This is a genomic window from Arthrobacter oryzae, from assembly GCF_003634095.1.
Lineage (GTDB): Bacteria > Actinomycetota > Actinomycetes > Actinomycetales > Micrococcaceae > Arthrobacter > Arthrobacter oryzae.
On the sequence record NZ_RBIR01000006.1, the window covers coordinates 1 to 17,446 of the forward strand.

A 17,446-nucleotide genomic window follows, 5' to 3' on the forward strand; every position below is an offset into this window, starting at 1 on the left:
TCGCCTCGGAGCGGACATAGTCCACGTTGGCGTGCCGGTCGGAGACGTCCTTGGAAGGCACCGTGCCGCTGTCGACGAGGCAAATGGAGCGCACCGGAGCGGTCTGGTTGTTGATCGCGTCCAACAGGACTGCCAGCTCCCTGGGACGGTCAAACGTCACGGCAGCAACTGCAACCGAGGGGGTCATCGCGGGGTCCTTTCAGCACGACCGTCAGTGGTTTTCCCGCCGGCGGAGGGCCGTGTGACGCGAAGACAGGTGGCCGTTGGCATTAGTATCTTGACTAGAGTCCACTGTAATACAGCCCTGTCAGGCACTACGCAATGCCTGCCCTGAGCACGGCGACGGAGAAGTTTCATTTTTCGAAAGACAGTTCCACGGCAATTGAATCCACCCCATTTCTGCAGCTCACCGGTGTTTCCGAGGATGCGGAGCGTGCCGCCGTGTGTAGCCTGCGCTGACACTCCGGGGCCGGTGGTTTTCCGGTGATCATGTACCTGCTCATGATGCTGACGGCAGCGCTCGTGAGCTATGCGGCCACCTGGGGTGCCCGGCTTGTCGGCCACCGGATGGAGTTGTATTCCCCGATCCGCAGCCGCGACATGCATTCGACGCCGGTGTCCCGGCTCGGCGGCCTGGGTATCTTTGCCGGGGTCCTGGTGGCGCTGGTCGTGGCCAGCAATTCGTTCTTCGTCAAGGACATCTTCCGAAGCAACGCGGCGCCCTGGGGCATCCTGGCGGGCGCCGGCGTGATTGTGCTCGTCGGCGTTGCCGACGATCTGCTGGACCTGCGGTGGTGGGTCAAGCTGATTGGCCAGAGCGCCGCGGCGGTAGTTGTGGCCACTTGGGGGGTGCGGATGACGGTCATCCCGTTCATCCCCGAGCCGCTGGTGATTCAAAATGAAGTGGTGAGCGTCGTGCTGACGGCCGGGCTGATCGTGACCACCATGAATGCCTTCAACTTCATCGACGGACTTGACGGCCTCGCCGCGGGCGTGGCGATCATCGGCGGAGCGGCATTCTTCCTTACCGCTTACTGGGTGCACCGGACCGCTGTGCTGCTGGACCGTTCGGACCTGGCCACCCTCCTGACGGCGATTGTGGTGGGCGGCTGCGTCGGCTTCCTGCCGCACAACTGGTTCCCCTCGAAGATCTTCATGGGAGACTCCGGAGCCATGCTGATCGGACTGCTCATGGCCTCGGCCGGTGTGGTGTCCACGGGCCAGATCACCTCGGGGCTCTACGACAGGGCGAGCGGTATCCCCACCATCATCCCGATTCTGCTGCCGTTCGCCGTCCTGTTCCTGCCGCTCCTGGACCTGTGCATGGCGGTTGTGCGGCGGACCGCGCTGGGCCGTTCGCCGTGGTCGGCGGACCGCGGGCACCTGCATCACAAACTGCTGGACATCGGGTACTCGCACCGCGGCGCTGTGGTGCTGATGTACCTGTGGACCTGCATCCTCGCCTTTGGCGGCCTCGCCTTCGCGATCTTCCCGTGGCATATCGTCCTCGCCGTCGACCTCGCCGCAGCGGCAATCATGGCTGTAGTGACCGCATGGCCGTACCTCCGCCACCGGGGTCCGGACCAGAGGGCCGCCACGCAGGACTAGCCTGCCCGGCATGCCGGAGTGAGCTGTTACCGACCCGCTTTACCGAATAATTTCTATCTAATGTAGAATTGCGGGGCGTCGGCGCTTCGCCGCCGGCCCTGACCAGCACCCCCCGCGACGATTGGGATCTCATGACCTCCAACGCCGAACCCGGACCCGCGTCCGGCGCCGGACCCGTTGGGGTCTCCGGCCCCACAAAATCCTTGTGGCTGAAGCTTCTGGCCATGAGTTCGGCAGCCTCCGCCGTCGCCCTCCTGCTGACGGGCGTCGCCGCCTATATCTTCAACGGTGCCGTGGGGTTCTGGTCTTCCCTTTTCGGGGGAGCCCTGGTGATGGCGTTCTTCGCCATCAGCCTCGCCGTCGGCCACTTCGTTGGCCGAAACAACCCCTCCGGTGCGATCGGATTGTTCGTCGCGACGTATTTCGTCAAAGTTGTGGGCTTTGCGGTTGTCCTCTTTGTCATCGGGGCCCCGGCGTGGCTGCACGGCCGCTGGTTCCTTATCGGCGCCGTCGTCACCGTGGTGGTTTGGCAGGCAGCCGAGATTTACGGTTTCAGCAAGGCAAGGCTCCAGATTTACAACGATCCCGACACCCAAAAAGGCGGCACCGATGTTTAGCCGCAAAACTCGCCGTAAGCCAGATGCCGGGCCGCTTTCCGGACCTCAAAACAAGGCAGCCCGAACCCCCAAAACAACGGCCGGCGCCCCCGGTGTATCCGCGGACGGAAGCGACGGCGGATACAACGCCGGCATCGCCGTCTTCAGCTACATTGTTGGCGGAATCATCGTCTGGAGTTTGATAGGGTGGGGACTGGATATTCTGTGGGGAACCCGCTGGATTGTGCTCGCAGGCGCTCTGCTTGGAGCTGCGGGAGGGTTCTATCTTTCTCATATGCACGGCCTCACCAGCAACAGAACTTTAGCTGATGGGGACAATGCTGCACGTGGCCCGTCCAAGGACGAGGAACAGTAATGCCAAATAATTTCACAGGGGGAGAGGCGGGCAGCAATGTCGCCGGTCCCCGACCAACGCCCAATGATGGACACTGCAGAGAGGAAACGCGTTGATCGCGCTTGCGCTCCCGGCCCAAGATTCAGGAACCTTCACGCCTCCTGGAATTGAAGAACTTCACCTGCCGGCTATCCTGCCTTGGGGTGCGGCCGACGGATTTTCCAAGCAGATGCTGCTGGTAATCCTCTCGGTCGTCATTATCGCTACATTCTTTCTGCTAGCTGCGCGGAAGCAGCAGCTCGTCCCCGGCAAGCTGCAGTTCGCAGGCGAGGCCGCTTACAGCTTCGTCCGCAACGGCATCGCCAAGGACATCATCGGCGGCCGGGACTTCATGAAGTACGTCCCGCTGCTGTTCACCCTGTTCTTCTTCATTCTGGTGAACAACATCTACGGTGCGATCCCCGTGATCCAGCTTCCGACCTTCTCGCACGTCGGCGGGGCCTACGTACTCGCACTGATCGTGTACGTGACCTGGATCGGCATCGGCATCAAGAGGAACGGCCTGAAGTACTTCAAGCTGGCAACGGTTCCTTCCGGTGTGCCGTTCTACATTCTTCCGATCGTCGTCCCGATCGAGATCATCTCCAACTTCCTGGTCCGCCCGGTCACGCACAGCCTTCGTCTGTTCGCCACCATGCTGGCCGGCCACCTGATCGTGATGATCTCCGGTGCGGGCATCGAATTCCTCGTGATGCAGGAAAACGTCCTCCTCAAGGGCGCGTCCGTACTCGTCCTTGCCGGCGCCATCGCCATGTACATGCTCGAAGCGCTGATCATGGTGCTGCAGGCCTACGTCTTCACACTGCTGACCGCGATTTACATCGAAGGCGCACTGCACGCGGACAGCCACTAGGCAAAGCGCCAGCGGGCACCACGCCTTAAGGCACAACATAGTCTTCCCCTCACGGGGATGAAGCAACCCAAACAACCTGCCACATGGGTGGCATCTTGAAAGGAAGAAAAATGGAAGGCTCCATCAACGGCTCCATCAACCTCGTCGGCTACGGCCTCTCCGCCATCGGCGGTGGTATCGGTGTGGGTCTCGTGTTCGCCGCTTACATCAACGGTGTGGCACGTCAGCCGGAAGCCCAGCGCGTCCTGCAGCCGATCGCATTCCTCGGCCTCGCGCTGACTGAAGCCCTCGCCATCCTGGGCCTGGTCTTCGCGTTCGTTCTCAAGTAAACAGAACAAACCGAAAATCCAGAACCGAGTAGATAAGGACGGGTGAAATATGAATCAAGCGATCATCTCAGCCGCCACCGAAGGCGGTACTAACCCCCTCGTTCCCAATCCTTGGGAGATGCTTGTCGTCTTCGCAGGCTTTGCTCTCCTCCTGTTCATTGTGGTCAAGTACGTTGTCCCGATGTTCGAGAAGACCTTCGCGGAGCGGGCCGAGGCCATCGAGGGTGGCATCGCCAAGGCCGAAAAGGCCCAGGCCGAGGCCTCCGCAGCGCTCGAAGAGTACAAGCAGCAGCTCACGGAAGCCCGCACTGAAGCCAACCGCATCCGCGAGGAAGCACGCGCCGAAGGTGCCCAGATCCTTGCAGAGCTGAAGGAGAAGGCGGCTGCCGAGTCTGCCCGCATCACCGCACAGGCCCACACGCAGATCGAATCCGAGCGTCAGGCGGCCGTTGTGTCGCTCCGCGCGGAGGTCGGCACGCTGGCCACCACGCTGGCGAGCCGCATCGTCGGCGAGGCTCTGAGCGACGATGCACGGTCGGCCCGAGTGGTGGACCGCTTCCTGGCAGATCTGGAGAACCAGAACGCGGGTGTAGCTAAGTAATGGCAGGTGTATCGAGCGAATCGCTGGCCGCTGCGCTGGCGGCCCTGGAAGCCAAGCTTCCCACCGCGTCGCTGCAGTTGGCGAAGGACCTCTTCGGAATCCTGGGAACCGTGGACAGCTCGGCTGGTTTGCGCCGTGCCTTGACTGACCCGTCCCGCAGCGGCGACGAAAAGTCGTCGCTGGTCAAGCAGCTCTTCGGCGGAAAAGTGTCCGCTGATGCTGTGGAGATCAGTGCCGGACTGGCCAGCTCCCGCTGGGCATCGGCACGGGATATCGGCGATGCACTCGAGACTCTTGCCGCTTCGGTGGTCATCGCTGTTGCCGAGAACAAGTCGGCCGTCTCTGCCTCCGGGCTCACCGGACTGGAATCCCTGGAGAACGATCTGTTCGCCTTCAACCAGTCTGTCGAGTCCAGCCACGAGGTCCAGCGTGCTCTGTCCGAGCCGCAGGCCAGCCCGGCCGCCAAGGTGACTCTCGCGGAGAAGCTCGTACCCGGTGCGAGCGAGGAAGCGAAAGTACTGATCGCGCAGGCCGTCACGGCTCCGCGCGGTCTCAAGGTCACCAAGCTGGTTCGTCGTTTCGCCGAGCTTGCAGCCAAGCGCCAAGAGCGCTGGATTGCGACGGTCAGCGTCACCCGTCCGTTGACGGAGACGCAGACCAGCCGCCTGCAGACGGGCCTCAACGCCCTTTACGGGCGCGAGCTCAAGATCAACATGAACGTCGACCCGGCACTGATCGGTGGCATCCGGATCCAGGTAGGTGACGAAGTGGTTGACGCTTCGGTCGCCGGTCGCCTGGGCCAGCTCCAGCGTCAGATTGCCTAGCTAGCCGGACAAGCACAACCTAACGACAAGAAACCCCGGTCATCGTGAGCAACGATGATCACGAAAACAGGAGAGCAGGGACTGCAGATGGCCGAATTGACCATCAACGCCGACGACGTCCGTAATGCGTTGAACGAGTTCGCGGCGTCCTACGAACCCGGAAACGCAGAGCGCGTAGAGGTCGGCCGTGTAACAACCGCAGGTGACGGCATCGCCCGTGTTGAGGGCCTTCCCTCGGTCATGGCGAACGAGCTGCTTCGCTTCGAAGACGGCACCCTGGGCTTGGCCCAGAACCTTGACGTCCGCGAGATCGGTGTAATCGTCCTCGGTGACTTCACCGGGATCGAAGAAGGCCAGGAAGTCCACCGCACCGGACAGGTTCTGTCCGTGCCGGTTGGCGACGCCTTCCTCGGCCGCGTGGTTGACCCCCTGGGCCAGCCCATCGATGACCTTGGTGACATCAAGGCCGAAACCACCCGTGCCCTGGAACTCCAGGCACCCGGCGTGACCCAGCGTAAGTCGGTTCACGAGCCGATGCAGACCGGCCTGAAGGCCATCGACGCGATGATCCCGATCGGCCGCGGCCAGCGCCAGCTGATCATCGGTGACCGCCAGACCGGCAAGTCGGCTATCGCCATCGACACGATCATCAACCAGAAGGCCAACTGGGCTTCGAACGATGTCACCAAGCAGGTGCGCTGCATCTACGTGGCCATCGGCCAGAAGGCGTCCACGATCGCGGCCGTGCGCCAGACCCTTGAGGACAACGGCGCACTGGAATACACCACGATCGTGGCTTCCCCCGCGTCCGACCCCGCCGGCTTCAAGTACCTGGCACCGTACGCCGGCTCGGCCATCGGCCAGCACTGGATGTACGGCGGCAAGCACGTCCTCATCGTGTTCGATGACCTGTCCAAGCAGGCCGAGGCCTACCGTGCAGTGTCACTGCTGCTCCGCCGCCCGCCGGGACGCGAAGCCTACCCGGGCGACGTCTTCTACTTGCACTCCCGTCTGCTGGAGCGTTGTGCCAAGCTCTCTGACGAGCTCGGTGCAGGCTCGATGACCGGCCTCCCGCTGATCGAGACCAAGGCGAACGACGTGTCCGCTTACATCCCGACCAACGTGATCTCCATCACCGATGGCCAGATCTTCCTGCAGTCGGACCTCTTCAACGCCAACCAGCGCCCCGCTGTGGACGTCGGCGTGTCCGTCTCCCGCGTTGGCGGCGCCGCTCAGGTCAAGTCCATGAAGAAGGTCTCCGGTACTTTGAAGCTGGAACTGGCCCAGTACCGCGACATGCAGGCCTTCGCCATGTTTGCCTCGGACCTGGACGCAGCCTCGCGTCAGCAGCTGACCCGTGGTGCCCGCCTGATGGAACTGCTCAAGCAGGGCCAGTACTCGCCGTTCCCGGTCGAGAACCAGGTCGTCTCCATCTGGGCCGGCACCAACGGCTACCTCGACGACGTTCCGGTTGAAGACATCAACCGCTTCGAGACCGAGTTCCTGGAGCACCTCAAGCACAAGTCCTCCATCCTGACGACCCTGGCCCAGACCAACGTCATGGACGATGACACCGCTGAAGCGCTGAAGACCGCAATCGTGGACTTCAAGAAGGGCTTCTTCGGCGAGGGAGACAACCTCCTGGTCGGTGCGGGGCACGAGGAGCACGCCCCCATCGGCGAGGATCAGGTCGACCAGGAAAAAATCGTCAAGCAGAAGCGCTAGTTTCGCTGGCAGGGACTGCCGGGACCCGCACGGGTTCCGGCAGTCCCGGCCATCGGGATCTTAGGAAAGGATAAGTATGGGAGCCCAGATCCGGGTCTACCGCCAGAAGATTAGCTCGACGACGTCGATGCGCAAGATCTTCAAGGCGATGGAACTGATCGCTACCTCGCGCATCGGCAAGGCCCGCGCACGCGTAGCAGCTTCACTGCCTTACGCAAACGCGATCACGCGTGCCGTTTCTGCTGTCGCAAGTCAGAGCGAAATCGACCACCCGCTGGTCACCGAGCCGGCGCAGATCCGCCGGGCCGCCGTCCTGGTCATCACCTCGGACCGTGGCCTCGCAGGTTCGTACTCGGCGAGCGTCCTCAAGCAGGCCGAAGGCCTCAACGAGCTGCTCCACGAGGAAGGCAAGGAAGTCAAGACGTTCCTGGTCGGCCGCAAGGGGCAGGCGTACTTCGACTTCCGGAACCGTCCGTACGACCGCGTATGGACCGGCAACACGGACGCTCCGGAGTTCGCGACCGCGCGGGAAGTCAGTGAAGCGCTGCTGGCTGACTTCGCAACCGCCTACGAAGAGGGCGGCGTCGACGAAATCCACGTCGTCTACACCCGCTTCAAGTCGATGGTGACGCAGGAGCCGACGGTTGTCCGTTTGCTGCCGCTCGAGGTTGTCGAAGAGACGGCCGCGTCCGAATCGGACCTGCTGCCTCTCTACGAGTTCGAGCCGGAAGCGGAGCAGGTTCTCGATGCCCTGCTGCCGCGCTACATCGAATCACGTATCTTCGCCGCCATGTTGCAGGCAGCAGCTTCCGAGCTCGCAGCCCGCCAGCGGGCGATGAAGTCCGCCGGCGACAACGCGACGGACCTCATCAAGAAGTACACGCGTCTGCGCAACACTGCCCGCCAGGCTGAAATTACGCAGGAGCTTTCCGAAATCGTGGCCGGTGCCGACGCCTTGAACGCGTCCTAGCCAGCACGAGTCCGGATCCAGCTGTACCTGCAACAAAAGATAAACTTAACCCCACGCCATCTACTGAGTGAAGTGAGAGAGATGACTGCCACTGCTACCGAACACGTAGCCGCAACGTCCGGTGCTACCGGCCGTATTGCACGTGTTATTGGCCCGGTTGTCGACGTCGAATTCCCGGCTGACGCAATCCCCTCGATTTACAACGCACTCACCACCGAGATCACACTCAACGGTGAGACCAAGACCATCACGTTTGAGGTTGCCCTGCACCTGGGCGACAACGTCATCCGCGCCATCGCACTCCAGGCCACCGACGGACTCGTCCGCGGTACCAACGTGGTGGACACCGGCGCCCCGATCTCCGTGCCCGTGGGCGACGGCGTCAAGGGCCACATCTTCAACGTGCTGGGCCAGCCCCTCGACGTGACCGAGTCCGAGCTGCAGATCAGCGAACGCTGGCCCATCCACCGCAAGGCTCCCGCCTTCGCGACCCTGGAAGGCTCCACCGAGATGCTGGAAACCGGCATCAAGGTGATCGACCTCCTCACCCCTTACATCAAGGGTGGCAAGATCGGTCTGTTCGGTGGTGCCGGCGTCGGCAAGACCGTGCTGATCCAGGAAATGATCACCCGTGTTGCCCGCAACTTCGGTGGCACCTCGGTGTTCGCCGGTGTTGGCGAGCGCACCCGTGAAGGCAACGACCTCTGGGTTGAAATGGAAGAGGCAGGCGTCCTCAAGGACACCGCCCTTGTATTCGGCCAGATGGATGAGCCGCCGGGAACGCGTCTGCGCGTGGCACTGTCCGCCCTGACCATGGCGGAGTACTTCCGCGATGTGCAGAACCAGGACGTGCTGCTCTTCATCGACAACATCTTCCGCTTCACGCAGGCAGGCTCCGAGGTCTCCACCCTCCTCGGCCGCATGCCGTCGGCCGTGGGCTACCAGCCCAACCTGGCTGACGAGATGGGTCTCCTCCAGGAGCGCATCACGTCCACCAAGGGCCACTCGATCACCTCGATGCAGGCCATCTACGTTCCCGCAGATGACTACACCGACCCGGCTCCGGCCACGACCTTCGCACACCTGGACGCGACCACGGAACTTTCCCGTGAAATCGCTTCCCGTGGTCTGTACCCGGCCGTTGACCCGCTGACGTCGACCTCCCGCATCCTGGATCCGCAGTACATCGGCCACGACCACTACAACACGGCCGTACGCGTCAAGCAGATCCTGCAGAAGAACAAGGAACTTCAGGACATCATCGCCATCCTCGGCGTTGACGAACTCTCTGAAGAAGACAAGATCGTTGTCTCGCGTGCACGGCGCATCCAGCAGTTCCTCTCGCAGAACACCTACACCGCCAAGCAGTTCACCGGCGTCGAGGGCTCCACCGTGTCCATCAAGGACACCGTTGAAGGCTTCACCGCGATCTGCGACGGCGAACTTGACCACGTTGCAGAGCAGGCGTTCTTCAACGTCGGCGGCCTGGACGACGTCGAGCGCCAGTGGGCCAAGATCCAGGAACAGACCAAGTAATATGGCTGAGCTTGAGGTTGAGATTGTCGCAGCGGATCACTTCGTGTGGTCCGGAGCGGCCAAGATGGTCAAGGCCCGCACCAGCGATGGTGAAATCGGAATCCTGCCCGGCCACTCGCCCCTGCTGGCGATTCTGGCCGAAGGTGAGCTGGCTATTGAGCCGGTGTCCGGTGACCGTATCTCTGTAGCTGTCGACAGCGGATTCTTCTCTGTCGACAACAACAGGGTGGTCATTGTCGCTGACAACGCCCAAATGGGCGAAGCGGCTACTGCGGGGATCCGCTAGCACGACCTTGATGAACGATATTGGTTTGCCGTTCATCCTCCTGGCAACTGCGTTTGCGTTGCTGGTCTTTGCACTGTGCCTTTCGGGGGTGCGCCGCTTCAACCTGCGGCGCGCCCTCGGCACGGTGGACGCCTCCATTTGCACGGCTGGAAAAAGCTGGCAGATGGGGGTTTGTCGTTATCAGGACAACGACCTCGAGTGGTTCCGCCTGGTTTCACTCAGTGTCCGTCCCAAACACACCTTCCGGCGCAGTTCCCTGGAACTGCTTGGCCGGCGCAAGCCTACGGAATCCGAACTCCTCAAAGTCCAGCCTGACGCCGTGATTGTGGAGCTCCGCTACGAGGGGCAACCGGTTCTTCTTGCGATGCGCTTTGACGCGTACACGGGACTGTCGTCCTGGCTGGAGGCCGGACCCGTCATCGGCGTCGGCACCTGGCGCTAGCCGCGGTGGACTTCCTGGACGGCCTTCGCCTCTCCGGCGGCTTGGACTTCCTGGCCCGGCGCTGGGCGATCCCGGCATGAGCCAGCAGAGCACCACCAGCTCCACCCGGCCCGGCCGGCCGCGGCCCGAGGGCCCGTCCTGGCTGGGCGTCTGGCAGCACGGCCTGCGGCGGACGCAGGCGCACTTCCGTGCCGTGCCGTTCACGCTGGCCGTCCTCGCGGCCTTCCTGGGCATCGGGGCACTCACCGGAAGCTTCCTGTCCGGCCCGCCGCGCGCTCTGCTGCCCGTCGCCTCCGTCAGCGCCCCGGGGCTGAGGGCGGGGCAGTGGTGGTCGATGTTCACATCCCTGTTTTTCGCCACCAACCTGCTGGCCTACCTCGCGGCCTCGCTCATGATCCTGCTGCTCCTGGGCCTGGCCGAACGGCGGCTTGGCTCGGTGCGGACGGCCGTCTTCTTCTTCGCGGCCCAGTTCGCGGCTGTGACACTGTTCCTGCTGATCACCCAGCTGGCCGGGTATCTCGGCGACGGCTGGCTCGGCCTCATGGTCAATGCCCGGCTGATCGGCCCCTATGCCGCCGTCCTGGCCGTGGCCCTGGCGGCCAGCGGGCTGCTGCCCGCGCTGTGGCAACGGCGGCTGCGGACCGCCGGTGTGGCAGCCTCGCTGCTGCTTGTGCTCTACGTGGGGCATCCGGAGACGGTGGTGTGGCTGACCGGAGCCCTAGCCGGCCTGGCCGCGGGCTGGTGGATCCAGGGCGACCGGGGAACCCTGCACCGCCACCGCTCCACTGGACGTGAAACGCGCAACCTGCTGGCTCTCACGGTCGCCATTTTCGCGGTCGGACCGATCCTCACGGCCGTGGTCAGCACTCCCACCGGGCCGCTTGCCTTGCTGCGCGACGTCGTGCTCAATCCGCTGCCCACGTTGAGCCAGCTGGAGGCGAACTGCGGCGGTACCGTTGACGGCAGATGTCTGGAGGCCGGCCGGGCCGGGTTTGCCGGTCCGCTTGGCCTCGCGCTGGCGGTCGTCCCGGTGGTCTTGCTGTTGATTTGTGCCGACGGCATGCGGCAGGGCCGCCGGTTGGCACTGCGGATCGCGATTATCGTCCAGCTGGGGGTGGCGGCCCTGGCAACGGTGTACCTGGCCCTGTTCGCCCGGATTCCGCACTTCCCCAACCGGCCGCACACGGCAGTGATGGGTTCGGGCTTCGTCCACGTCCTCCCGCTTGCGGCCGTTCCGCTGCTGGTGGTCCTGCTGCTCTGGCTGAACCGGCGGCAGTTCCGGGTGGAGACGACGCCGCGGGCCCGGGGGCTCCTGGGCCTCGTGGTGGGCGGCACGTGGCTGGGGCTGGCCGGAGCCTACACAGTGGCATGGCTGGCGGCAGGCGGAATGGACCGCGACGGCGGGCCGCTGGGCCTGGTGGCTGAACTCGCCCGGCAGTACCTGCCGCTGCCCATTCCCGGGTCCTACAGCCGGCTCTTCCAGAACCGCAACGCAGTGGAGGCCTTTCTGTTCGCCTCCGCCGGCATCATCTTCTGGGGCGTGGCCCTGGCCGCCGTGTGGCTGGTTCTGCGCCGCCGGCTGCACGGCACCGGGCCGAACAGCACCGACCTCGGCTCCGGGGACCGGGACGCGGCCCGGGAGCTCATCCGGCAGGGCGGCGACTCGCTGTCCTGGATGGCCCTGTGGGAACCGAACAAGTTCTGGTTCTCGCCGGACCGGCGCGGCGGCGTGGCCTATCAGCAGCACGGGAACGTGGCCTTGACGTTGGCGGGTCCGTTCGGAGCGGCCGCCGGCCACGAGGAGAGCGCGGCAGGTTTCATGCGCTACTGTGCCGAGCACGCCCTGATTCCGTGTTTCTACTCCTGTACTGCCGAGCTCTGGCCGATGCTGCGGGCGCGCGGTTTCCGCCGCGTTGCGGTGGCCCAGGAAACCAGGCTCGCCGTTCGGGAACTCGAGTTCAAGGGCAAGGAATGGCAGAACGTCCGCACCGCCATCAACCGTGCCGCCAAGACCGGTGTCCGCGCCGTGTGGGGGCGCTACAGCGAATTCCCCGCACCCCTTCGGGCCCAGCTCAGCGAGGTCTCCGAGGAATGGGCGGCCCAAAAGCATGTGCCGGAGATGGGCTTCACGCTCGGCAGCATCGACGAGCTCGACGACGACGAGGTGCTTTGCTGCCTGGCGGTGGACACCGCCGGACGCGTGCAGGGGGTCACGAGCTGGCTGCCGGTGTATGAGGACGGCCGGCTGGTGAGCTGGACGCTGGACTTCATGCGGCGGCGCGGCGATGCCTTCCCGGGCGTCATGGAATTCCTCATCGCCTCCGCCGTGCAGGAACTCAAAGGCACCGTCGAAGTCATTTCCCTTTCCGGCTCCCCGCTGGCGAAGGACCATGGCGACGATGCGCGCGGTCGGGGCGCCGAGCTACCCGGGGATGCCGCGGACACGAACGCTGGCGGCGCAGCGGGCACGGACGGCGAAGCGGCCGCTGACGGCGCGGCGGGCGCTGACGGCGCGGCGGGCGCTGACGGCGCGGCGGGCGGCGAGGCTGACGGCAGGGAGGCTGGAGGTGGCGACGGGGGGCCGGATGGGTTGGCTGGAATTCTTGACGTGGTGGGCCAGGCACTGGAACCTGTCTACGGATTCCGCTCGCTGGCAACCTTCAAGTCGCGTTTCAAACCGGAATACCGCACGCTTTACCTGTACTACCAGGATCCGTTGCAGTTACCGGCCATGGGCCGGGCCCTGAGCCGCGCATATCTTCCCGGGTTGTCCGTCCGGCAAAGCGCACGCCTGTTGCGTACTTTGGTGCGATAGCTGGACTGCCGGCGGAGTGATCCGGCTGGGCATTGGCACTGCCGGATGCAAGCGACGCCCGGCCGGCGGGAAACGCATTGGGTCGGACCCGCAAAACCGGAGAACAAATGTTCTGTGTCCTAATAGCGCAGGGCTAATGGCCGGACCCAAATGCCCCGCGGCATGGGGTGACGGGCCCAAATGCGCCGGCCCCGTAAACACTTGCCAACAATGCAAAAAAATGATCCCCGGCAGAAATGCCGGGGATCATTCTTTGCGGGAATGCCACTAGGCAATTCCCCGCGGAGACTAGACCAGCGTCACGCCGGTAGCCTGGGGGCCCTTGGCGCCCTGGCCGATCTCGAACTGAACGCGCTGGTTCTCGTCGAGGGTCTTGAAGCCGCCGGTCTGGATCTCGGAGTAGTGCACGAAGACATCGCCGTCAGCGTCGTCCGGAGTGATGAAGCCGAAGCCCTTTTCCGCGTTGAACCACTTCACAGTTCCCTGTGCCATTTGTTTCTCCTCATTGTGGATCTTGAATAAGTCCGGCGCACTTCACGCCGCACTCGGTCACTCTGCGAGAAGAACCTTGGCTTCGGACCCGGATACCAGGACCTTGGCGGCAGGAGCTCCACGCTCGCAACATGTCTTGCGAGCATGAAAAACACCTACACAAAGACTCGTATAAGAATTTCATGACACGTCCGTCAGGTCAACGGCCTTACCGGAGAAAAGCATAAATTTTGTGCAAAGAACTGCTGAACGGCATTCGCCGCCCGCCAAGCGCCCGCGGCGTCCGGTTAGAAGAGCCGGGACTCACTGTCGTCAACGCCGCGCATGGCGTCGTAGTCGAGCGTCACGCAGTCGATTCCGCGGTCCTTGGCAAGGACCTTGGCCTGCGGTTTGATCTGCTGGGCAGCAAAGATTCCCCGGACCGGAGCCAGCAGGGGATCCCGGTTGAGCAGCTCCAAATACCGTGTGAGCTGCTCGACGCCGTCGATGTCGCCGCGCCGCTTGAGTTCGATGGCCACGGTGGCGCCGTCCGCGTCCCGGGCGAGGATGTCCACGGGACCGATGGCCGTGAAGTACTCCCGACGGATCAGTGAGAAGCCGGCGCCGAGCAATTCGATCTGGGCGGCCAGGAGACGCTGGAGGTCTGCCTCGACGCCGTCCTTGATCAGCCCGGGGTCTTGGCCCAGCTCGTGGGAGGTGTCGTGGATCTGTTCATGAATGTTGATGATGAGCCGGTCATCGGTCTTGGCGGACTGGACCGTCCACTGCTCGATGACGCCGACTTCGACGTCCACCTCGTCGGGGGTGGAGACCCGAAGGGACGCGGGCGGGCTCATCCAGTTCAGCGGCTTGTAGGACCCGCCGTCGGAATGGACCAGGACCGAACCGTCGGCCTTGACCAGCAACAGCCGGGTGGCCAGCGGCAGATGGGCTTTGAGGCGGCCGACGTAATCAACGGAGCAGCGGGCTATGACTAAACGCACCCGGCCCACTCTACCGTCTGCGGGGCGGTCCCCGGCCTGGGGCAGAATGGAAGCATGCCCCGTTCCAACCGCCCCCGCCGCCCAGCGTCCGGAAAAGCAGCGTCCGGAAAAGCAGCGTCCGGAAACGCAGGCTCCGGCAGGCCTGCCAGGCCCGGAGCCAAGCACGGCCCGGCGCCGGAACTTGACCTGGAGCGCGCCCGGACAGGCTTCGCCCGCCGCGAGAGCGCGCCGGACGGCGAATGGATGGTGCGCTCCATCACAAGCCGTGCCGAGAAGACGTACATCTGCCCTGGCTGCTCCACCGCCGTGCTGCCGGGAATCGCCCACCTGGTGGTCTGGTCCGAGGACCATCTCTTTGGTGCCGCCGCGGGCCTCGCGGAGCGCCGCCACTGGCACAGCAACTGCTGGATCACACGGACATACCGGTATCGCTGACGGCTTTCGCTAAGGTTGTCAGCATGACTTTTGATCCCGCGTCGTACGTCTTTACCCAGCCGGCTGCACCAACCGCCATCCGCGCTTCCACCGTCCTCCCGGCCCGCCGCGAGAACGTCGAGCTCCGGACAGCGGACGGACACCGGCTGGTGGGCGAACTGGCGCTCCCGGAGTCCGGCGAGATCAAGGCAACACTCATTACGCTGCATCCGCTGCCGACTCACGGCGGCTTCATGGATTCACACGTCTACCGCAAGGCCTCCTACCGGCTGCCGGCCCTCGCCGGGATCGCCGTGCTGCGGTTCAACACCCGGGGGACGTCCTCGCCGCGCGGAACCAGCGGGGGAGCCTTCGAGGAAGGCATCGGCGAGCGGCTCGACGTCGAGGCCGCCGTGCGGTTCGCCGTAGACCGGGGCCTGCCGAACCGGTGGCTCGTCGGCTGGTCCTTCGGCACTGAGCTTGCCCTCATGTACGGCGCCACGGAGCCCGTTGCCTCGGAGATAGAAGGGGCGGTGCTGCTCTCGCCGCCGCTGCACCGTGCCACGGACACACATTTGTCGGAATGGGCCAAATCGGGCAAGCCGCTAAAGGTCCTGGTCCCTGAGCACGACGACTACTTGCAGCCGGCTGCCGCCGCGGCGAGGTTCGCCGTCGTACCGCAGGCGCAGGTGGTGGGGGTCGACGGCGCCAAGCACCTGTGGGTGGGGGAGAAGTACGCCGGACGGGTCCTCAACGAGATCGTGGACGAGGTCCTCCCCGCCCGTGCCGGGGCCGGACTGGCCGATGCCGGACCTGCCGGGGCCGGACTGGCCGGGACGGCGCTGCCGCAGGAGTGGGACGGGCCGGTCGCCACGGCGCACGCCTGAGCCGCCGGACGCAGGAATCCGCGCCGAAAAGAGGAATCCGCACCGAAATAAGACAGCCGCACCGTGGATCCACGGTGCGGCTGTCTTATTTCGGTGCGAAAACCGCCTAGCGGCTGTCCTGGCGGGCGATGAAGATCTCCTTGACCAGCAGCAGGATCGCCGCCGCGGTGGGAATGGCGATCAGGGCTCCGAGCACGCCGAGCAGGCTGCCGCCGGCGATCACGGAAATGACGGCGACCGCCCCGGGCACCGCCACGGCCTTCTGCATGATCCGCGGGGAGATGAAGTACGCCTCAAACTGCAGGTAGGCGAAGTAGCAGATGAAAAACACGAGCGCGGTCTGCCAGCCGGCGGTCAGGGCAACGAGGGTCACCAGAAACCCGGCAATCATGCCGCCCACGAGCGGGATAAACGCCAGCAGGGCCACGACGAACGCCAGCAGCGTGCCGAACGGCACCCCGATGATCGACATCACGATGAAGGCAAAGGTGGCGTTCAGCACGGCCACGGCAGCCTGGCCGATCACGTAGTTGCCCACAGAACCCGTGATTTCCTCGGACAAGGCCGCAACCCGGGCGCGGCGCGAGCGCGGCGCCAGCCGGTAGCCCCACTTCTTCATCGAGGGAAGGGCGGCAAGGAAGTAGAGGCTGAGGACCAGCACGATCAGGGCGCCGAACAGCCCGTTGGCCACGATGGAGCCGAATCCGACCACGCCGCCGAAGATGCCGCCCATGGCCTCCGGGTTGTTGACGAACTTCCCCAGTTCCTGGGAGATGCGGTCCCGTATGCCGAACTGCTGGTCAACGGTCCGGAAGAAGTCGGAATCGATGAACTCCTGGACCCATTGCGGCGACTGCTGCACAACCTGCGTTACCTGCTGCACGATCGTGGGGATCAGGGTGGCGAAAAAGGCAGCTACCGCCAGCGCCAGGGTGGCCACGGCCATGAGGATGCCGGCGGCCCGGGGAACATTCTTGCCCTCGAGCCAGCGCACCACCGGGTCCAGCCCGAGGGTGATGAAGAGGGCCGTGACGATCCACAGGAGCAGCTGTGTTGTATTGGAACCGATCCAGTAGACCAGGAGCGCGACGCCGACGCCGACCGTGCCCATGAAGCCCATGTAGAGGGGGTGCTGGGTGGACATGCGGGGACCCGGGCTGCCGAAGCGTTCGCCGATCCCGTCCTCGGCCGCGGTGCCTGCCTCGTGCTCGGGCGGCATCTCGAAGCGAAGCCTCGGCTGGGCTCCGGGCAGGGGCTGGCGCAGGCGCCGGGCCACGGACAGGAGCACGCCGGCCGCGGCCAGCCGGGGACTGGAAACAGTTGGCTGGGGGCCGCGTTCCTGGCTGCCGGATTCCTGGGTTTTTTCCGGTCCTGCGGAGGACGAATCCGTATGTTCAGTCACTGCGTTGAATGCCCTTAAATCTGTGCGGTGCCACCGCGGCGGCGCTGGTGTGATGATCACCGCAAACACTATCAGCAGGCTTGTTAGCGCAAGGGAGGAGCGCCGTCGCCGACGCCCGCGGCGGGGACCGACCGGACCCTCGATCTGACTCCGTGGTAACAAAATGGTTACTATTGAAGCTACGTGTCCGCTGATGATAGGTGTATTTTGCGTTTCAAGACTGCAGTCGCCCTGGTGCTGCTCGGCCTCCTGACGCTGCTGGCCGGAA

The 17,446-nt window shown here is 64.4% G+C and carries 19 protein-coding genes; 15 read left to right on the top strand and 4 right to left on the bottom strand.

What is annotated here, in order from left to right; all coding sequences use genetic code 11:
* A partial coding sequence (locus C8D78_RS13585) for a glycosyltransferase family 2 protein (protein ID WP_425266703.1) occupies positions 1-187 on the bottom strand: 187 nt, incomplete at its 3' end.
* 296 nt (positions 188-483) lie between these two features.
* Here C8D78_RS13585 and C8D78_RS13590 point away from each other — a divergent pair.
* From C8D78_RS13590 to C8D78_RS13650, 13 genes are all read left to right on the top strand, one after another.
* The gene (locus C8D78_RS13590) at positions 484-1,608 is read left to right on the top strand and encodes an MraY family glycosyltransferase (RefSeq protein ID WP_120954418.1); all 1,125 of its coding nucleotides are present in this window, start codon (positions 484-486) and stop codon (positions 1,606-1,608) included.
* Between the two features lie 131 nt (positions 1,609-1,739).
* Positions 1,740-2,225 (top strand): Cg1360 family ATP-synthase-associated protein, encoded by a 486-nt coding sequence (locus C8D78_RS13595; protein ID WP_120954582.1) that lies wholly within the window; start codon positions 1,740-1,742, stop codon positions 2,223-2,225.
* A complete protein-coding gene (locus C8D78_RS13600) occupies positions 2,218-2,580 on the top strand; it encodes a hypothetical protein (protein WP_244208402.1) in 363 nt (120 codons plus the stop codon). The genes C8D78_RS13595 and C8D78_RS13600 overlap by 8 nt, the downstream gene beginning before the upstream one ends.
* A 91-nt stretch (positions 2,581-2,671) precedes the next feature.
* Entirely contained in the window at positions 2,672-3,472 is an 801-nt protein-coding gene (atpB, locus tag C8D78_RS13605) for a F0F1 ATP synthase subunit A (protein ID WP_120954419.1), read from the top strand.
* A 110-nt stretch (positions 3,473-3,582) separates the two neighbouring features.
* Positions 3,583-3,801 (top strand): ATP synthase F0 subunit C, encoded by a 219-nt coding sequence (gene atpE, locus C8D78_RS13610; RefSeq protein ID WP_091559519.1) that lies wholly within the window; start codon positions 3,583-3,585, stop codon positions 3,799-3,801.
* A 49-nt stretch (positions 3,802-3,850) separates the two neighbouring features.
* Entirely contained in the window at positions 3,851-4,402 is a 552-nt protein-coding gene (locus tag C8D78_RS13615; RefSeq protein ID WP_120954420.1) for a F0F1 ATP synthase subunit B, read from the top strand.
* Positions 4,402-5,226 (top strand): F0F1 ATP synthase subunit delta, encoded by an 825-nt coding sequence (locus C8D78_RS13620; RefSeq protein WP_120954421.1) that lies wholly within the window; start codon positions 4,402-4,404, stop codon positions 5,224-5,226. The genes C8D78_RS13615 and C8D78_RS13620 overlap by 1 nt, the downstream gene beginning before the upstream one ends.
* Before the next feature lie 87 nt (positions 5,227-5,313).
* Positions 5,314-6,951: a F0F1 ATP synthase subunit alpha gene (gene atpA, locus C8D78_RS13625; RefSeq protein WP_120954583.1), complete on the top strand. Its 1,638-nt coding sequence runs from the start codon at positions 5,314-5,316 to the stop codon at positions 6,949-6,951.
* A 76-nt stretch (positions 6,952-7,027) separates the two neighbouring features.
* Entirely contained in the window at positions 7,028-7,921 is an 894-nt protein-coding gene (locus C8D78_RS13630; RefSeq protein WP_120954422.1) for a F0F1 ATP synthase subunit gamma, read from the top strand.
* A gap of 81 nt (positions 7,922-8,002) precedes the next feature.
* Complete coding sequence (gene atpD / locus C8D78_RS13635) at positions 8,003-9,457, top strand: F0F1 ATP synthase subunit beta (protein ID WP_120954423.1); 1,455 nt, start codon at positions 8,003-8,005, stop codon at positions 9,455-9,457.
* Between the two features lies 1 nt (position 9,458).
* Positions 9,459-9,743, top strand: coding sequence for a F0F1 ATP synthase subunit epsilon (locus tag C8D78_RS13640; protein WP_120954424.1), 285 nt, complete (start codon positions 9,459-9,461; stop codon positions 9,741-9,743).
* Between the two features lie 10 nt (positions 9,744-9,753).
* Entirely contained in the window at positions 9,754-10,185 is a 432-nt protein-coding gene (locus tag C8D78_RS13645; protein ID WP_120954425.1) for a DUF2550 domain-containing protein, read from the top strand.
* Between the two features lie 76 nt (positions 10,186-10,261).
* Complete coding sequence (locus C8D78_RS13650; RefSeq protein ID WP_120954426.1) at positions 10,262-13,000, top strand: bifunctional lysylphosphatidylglycerol flippase/synthetase MprF; 2,739 nt, start codon at positions 10,262-10,264, stop codon at positions 12,998-13,000.
* 288 nt (positions 13,001-13,288) lie between these two features.
* Here C8D78_RS13650 and C8D78_RS13655 read toward each other — a convergent pair whose 3' ends face one another.
* The gene (locus C8D78_RS13655) at positions 13,289-13,492 is read right to left on the bottom strand and encodes a cold-shock protein (RefSeq protein WP_050687909.1); all 204 of its coding nucleotides are present in this window, start codon (positions 13,490-13,492) and stop codon (positions 13,289-13,291) included.
* 287 nt (positions 13,493-13,779) lie between these two features.
* Entirely contained in the window at positions 13,780-14,475 is a 696-nt protein-coding gene (gene nucS, locus C8D78_RS13660) for an endonuclease NucS (protein WP_120954584.1), read from the bottom strand.
* A 54-nt stretch (positions 14,476-14,529) separates the two neighbouring features.
* Here nucS and C8D78_RS13665 point away from each other — a divergent pair, with 54 nt between their 5' ends.
* Positions 14,530-14,910 carry an ATP/GTP-binding protein gene (locus C8D78_RS13665; RefSeq protein ID WP_120954427.1) on the top strand — a complete coding sequence of 127 codons (381 nt, stop codon included), beginning with the start codon at positions 14,530-14,532 and terminating at the stop codon, positions 14,908-14,910.
* Between the two features lie 23 nt (positions 14,911-14,933).
* On the top strand, positions 14,934-15,776 hold the full coding sequence (locus C8D78_RS13670) for an alpha/beta hydrolase (protein ID WP_120954428.1): 843 nt from the start codon (positions 14,934-14,936) through the stop codon (positions 15,774-15,776).
* A gap of 106 nt (positions 15,777-15,882) precedes the next feature.
* Here C8D78_RS13670 and C8D78_RS13675 read toward each other — a convergent pair whose 3' ends face one another.
* Positions 15,883-17,079 (bottom strand): AI-2E family transporter, encoded by a 1,197-nt coding sequence (locus C8D78_RS13675; protein WP_244208416.1) that lies wholly within the window; start codon positions 17,077-17,079, stop codon positions 15,883-15,885.
* Positions 17,080-17,446: the final 367 nt, after the last annotated feature.

Excerpts from the sequence above, each read along its gene's own strand:
- C8D78_RS13645 (WP_120954425.1), top strand. The coding sequence starts at position 9,754 with ATGAACGATATTGGTTTGCCGTTCATCCTCCTGGCAACTGCGTTTGCG.
- C8D78_RS13650 (WP_120954426.1), top strand. The coding sequence starts at position 10,262 with ATGAGCCAGCAGAGCACCACCAGCTCCACCCGGCCCGGCCGGCCGCGG.
- C8D78_RS13600 (WP_244208402.1), top strand. The coding sequence starts at position 2,218 with ATGTTTAGCCGCAAAACTCGCCGTAAGCCAGATGCCGGGCCGCTTTCC.
- C8D78_RS13640 (WP_120954424.1), top strand. The coding sequence starts at position 9,459 with ATGGCTGAGCTTGAGGTTGAGATTGTCGCAGCGGATCACTTCGTGTGG.
- atpA (WP_120954583.1), top strand. The coding sequence starts at position 5,314 with ATGGCCGAATTGACCATCAACGCCGACGACGTCCGTAATGCGTTGAAC.
- C8D78_RS13595 (WP_120954582.1), top strand. The coding sequence starts at position 1,740 with ATGACCTCCAACGCCGAACCCGGACCCGCGTCCGGCGCCGGACCCGTT.
- C8D78_RS13655 (WP_050687909.1), bottom strand. The coding sequence starts at position 13,492 with ATGGCACAGGGAACTGTGAAGTGGTTCAACGCGGAAAAGGGCTTCGGC.
- C8D78_RS13615 (WP_120954420.1), top strand. The coding sequence starts at position 3,851 with ATGAATCAAGCGATCATCTCAGCCGCCACCGAAGGCGGTACTAACCCC.
- C8D78_RS13630 (WP_120954422.1), top strand. The coding sequence starts at position 7,028 with ATGGGAGCCCAGATCCGGGTCTACCGCCAGAAGATTAGCTCGACGACG.
- C8D78_RS13670 (WP_120954428.1), top strand. The coding sequence starts at position 14,934 with ATGACTTTTGATCCCGCGTCGTACGTCTTTACCCAGCCGGCTGCACCA.
- C8D78_RS13665 (WP_120954427.1), top strand. The coding sequence starts at position 14,530 with ATGCCCCGTTCCAACCGCCCCCGCCGCCCAGCGTCCGGAAAAGCAGCG.
- atpD (WP_120954423.1), top strand. The coding sequence starts at position 8,003 with ATGACTGCCACTGCTACCGAACACGTAGCCGCAACGTCCGGTGCTACC.
- atpE (WP_091559519.1), top strand. The coding sequence starts at position 3,583 with ATGGAAGGCTCCATCAACGGCTCCATCAACCTCGTCGGCTACGGCCTC.
- C8D78_RS13620 (WP_120954421.1), top strand. The coding sequence starts at position 4,402 with ATGGCAGGTGTATCGAGCGAATCGCTGGCCGCTGCGCTGGCGGCCCTG.